The organism is Streptomyces sp. NPDC006265, from assembly GCF_040613555.1.
In the GTDB taxonomy this organism is placed as follows: domain Bacteria; phylum Actinomycetota; class Actinomycetes; order Streptomycetales; family Streptomycetaceae; genus Streptomyces.
The window spans coordinates 1-3,299 of record NZ_JBEXSH010000955.1; the positions used below are offsets into that span (position 1 = coordinate 1).

At 72.0% G+C, this 3,299-nt stretch carries 2 protein-coding genes and 1 pseudogene; all 3 read left to right on the forward strand.

Going from position 1 to position 3,299, the window contains the following annotated elements; translation table 11 throughout:
* Window positions 1–8: 8 nt before the first annotated feature.
* Window positions 9–1,118, forward strand: a complete 1,110-nt coding sequence (locus tag ABZ281_RS43380) for a GDSL-type esterase/lipase family protein (protein WP_356663665.1) — start codon at window positions 9–11, stop codon at window positions 1,116–1,118.
* Between the two features lie 129 nt (window positions 1,119–1,247).
* Window positions 1,248–2,888: a cellulase family glycosylhydrolase gene (locus tag ABZ281_RS43385; protein WP_356663663.1), complete on the forward strand. Its 1,641-nt coding sequence runs from the start codon at window positions 1,248–1,250 to the stop codon at window positions 2,886–2,888.
* Window positions 2,889–3,093: 205 nt separating this feature from the next.
* Window positions 3,094–3,299: pseudogene (locus tag ABZ281_RS43390) on the forward strand (hypothetical protein); the annotation flags it as partial.

Consider the following 3,299-nt stretch of genomic DNA (forward strand, 5'->3'; position numbering starts at 1 on the left):
GGACCACCATGCACAGACCCCCCCACTCGTCCCCGCACTTACGGGTCATGTCCGTTCTCGGCCTCCTGGCCGCCCTGCTCCTCCCCCTCGGCATGACGCTGGCACCCCGCGCGACGGCTGCCACCGCCGCGGACCCGGTCCGGGTCATGCCGCTCGGCGACTCGATCACCGGCTCGCCGGGCTGCTGGCGCGCCGTGCTGTGGAACCGGCTGGTCAGCAGCGGATACGAGGACATCGACTTCGTCGGCACCCTCCCCCCGCAGGGCTGCGGACAGGCGCACGACGGGGACAACGAGGGGCACGGCGGCGAGCTGGTCACCAACGTGGCGGACCAGAACCTGCTGCCCGGCAGGCTGGCCTCCACCCGGCCGGACATCGTTGTCATGCACTTCGGCACGAACGACGTCTGGAGCAGCGTCTCCCCCGACCGCATCCTCGCCGCCTACACCAAGCTCGTGGCGCAGATGAGGGCCTCGAATCCGGACATGCGGATCCTCGTGGCGCAGCTGATCCCCATGAACCCGAGCAGTTGCGCGGCCTGCGCACAGCGGGTCGTCGACTTCAACGCGCGGATTCCCGGCTGGGCCCGAGCGACCGGCACCGACCGCTCCCCCGTCACCGTGGTCGACCAGTGGACCGGTTTCAGCACGGCCTCCGACACCTACGACGGCGTGCACCCCAACGCCTCGGGTGACGACAAGATCGCCGCCCGCTGGTTCCCGTCCCTGGCGGCGGCCCTCGACGCCGGCGTCCCACCGGACCCCGGCGGTCCGGGTGACCCTGGCGGGGACCCCGCCGCCTGCACCGCGCGTTTCCGGGCCGTCTCCTCCTGGCAGGGCGGCTACCAGGGCGAGGTGACGGTGACGAACACCTCGGCCTCGGCGGTCCCGGGCTGGACGGCGACCGTCGTACCGGCGAACGGCGCACGCCTCACCCAGCTCTGGAACGGCGCCCTCACCACGGCCGCCGACGGTACGGCCACCGTCACGAACGCGGCGTGGAACGGCGCCCTCGCCCCCGGCGCGAGCGCCACGTTCGGCTTCGTCGCCTCCGCCCCGGCAACGGCCGGCACCCCGGCGGCGAGTGTCACCTGCGCGGGGAGGGCTTCGGCCGGATGACGACCGTGCCGGGGCGGCGGCGTCCCGGCGCCGGGCCCGTCCGAAAGGAGCCCCGACGGCAGGACCCCGTCCAGCACGCCGGCGCGACCGGCAACGTGCCCCATCCGACCCCCACTTCTGGAGCCCGTCATGAGACTCCGCCCCACACCCACCGCCGCACGCCCGGCGACCGTGGCCGCCGCCCTGCTCGCCCTCTTGCTGTCCTTCCTCGTCCACACCCCGCAGGCCGAGGCCGCGCCCACCGGCTTCCGGGTGCAGAACGGCCGGCTGCTGGAGGCAAACGGGAACGACTTCGTGATGCGTGGCGTCAACCACGCCCACACCTGGTATCCGGACCGCATCAGCTCCTTCGCGCACATCAAGGCCAAGGGCGCCAACACCGTCCGCGTGGTCCTCGCCAACGGTGACCGCTGGACCCGCAACGACACCGCCGACGTGGCGAACGTCGTCTCCCAGTGCAAGCAGAACCGCCTCATCTGCGTCCTCGAAGTCCACGACACCACGGGATACGGCGAGCAGAGCGGGGCGACCACTCTTTCCCGCGCGGCCGACTACTGGATCAGCGTGAAGAGTGCTCTGGCCGGCCAGGAGGACTACGTCATCGTCAACATCGGCAACGAGCCGTACGGCAACACCGACTACACGGCGTGGACGGCCGACACCAAGGCGGCCGTCCAGAAGCTGCGTGGCGCCGGGTTCGACCACACCCTGATGGTCGACGCGCCCAACTGGGGCCAGGACTGGGCGTTCACGATGCGTGACAACGCCGCGTCCGTCTTCGCCGCCGACCCGGACCGCAACACGGTCTTCTCCATCCACATGTACGGCGTCTACAACACGGCCGCGAAGGTCAACGACTATCTGAACCGCTTCGTCGAGGCCAGGCTCCCCATCGTGGTCGGCGAGTTCGGCCACAACCACTCCGACGGCGACCCCGACGAAGACGCCATCCTGGCCACCACCCAGCAGCTCCGCCTCGGCTACCTCGGCTGGTCGTGGAGCGGCAACGGCGGCGGGGTCGAGTACCTGGACATGGTCACCGACTTCGACCCGAACCAGCTCACCAGCTGGGGGCAGCGCCTCTTCAACGGCGCGAACGGCATCGCCGCCACCGCCGAGGAGGCCGCGGTCTACTCCGGCACCGGGGGCGGCGACACGACTCCCCCGACCGCTCCCGGCACCCCGACCGCCTCCGGGGTGACCTCGTCGTCCGCCACGCTGACGTGGGCCGCCGCCTCCGACGCGACCGGCGTCACCGGGTACGACATCGTGCGGGTCAGCGGCGGCACCGAGTCGGCCGTCACCAGCAGCACGAGGACCACCGCCACCCTCACCGGCCTGTCGCCCGCGACCTCCCACACCTTCGCCGTCTACGCCCGTGACGCCGCCGGCAACCGCTCGCCCCGCTCGGGCACGGTGACGGTCACGACCTCCTCCGGCGGCTCGTCGTCGGCCTGCGGCGTCGGCTACCGGGTGACGGGCAGCTGGTCCGGCGGCTTCCAGGGCGAGATCGTCCTGCGCAACACCGGCACGTCGGCGATCAACGGCTGGACGCTGCGCTGGACCTTCCCGGACAGCCAGCGCATCACCAACCTGTGGGGCGGTACGGCGACGCAGAGCGGCAAGGAGGTGAGCGTCGCGGCGGCGTCGTACACGGCGACGATCCCGGCGTCGGGCTCGGTCACCCTCGGCTTCACGGCCTCTCGGTCGACCGCGAACCCCAGCCCGACGGCCTTCACCCTGAACGGCGCGGACTGCACCGTGAGCTGACCGGCCCCCGAGCGGTGGTGCCGCCGTGCTCCGGCCCGGCGGCACCTCCGTCGATGTGATCCGCGCTACAGCCACGCGGAAAGCGGTTTACGCCGCCCCGCAGTGGTCAGGCGGCGGGGATGTCGCACCGGCACCCCATCGCCGTATCTCCGGCAAGACGCGTATACGCCCGTCCGGGTTCCCCGACCTCCGCGCGGGAGGCGTGATGAGCGAGGACACCCTGCGCATCCGTGCGGTCCCGTCCGGCGCGACGGAACGCAAAGCCGCGCCCGTGACGGAACCGGCCGCCCGGCGGGACGCGTTCTTCGACAACGCCAAGTACCTGGCGATCGTGCTGGTGGCGATCGGGCACTCCTGGGAGCCCCTGCGGGACGGCAGCAGGGCGCACGCCGAAGCATCACCTCCCGGTCC

Coding starts and splice junctions, on each gene's coding strand:
- ABZ281_RS43380 (WP_356663665.1), top strand. CDS start 9: ATGCACAGACCCCCCCACTCGTCCCCGCACTTACGGGTCATGTCCGTT.
- ABZ281_RS43385 (WP_356663663.1), top strand. CDS start 1,248: ATGAGACTCCGCCCCACACCCACCGCCGCACGCCCGGCGACCGTGGCC.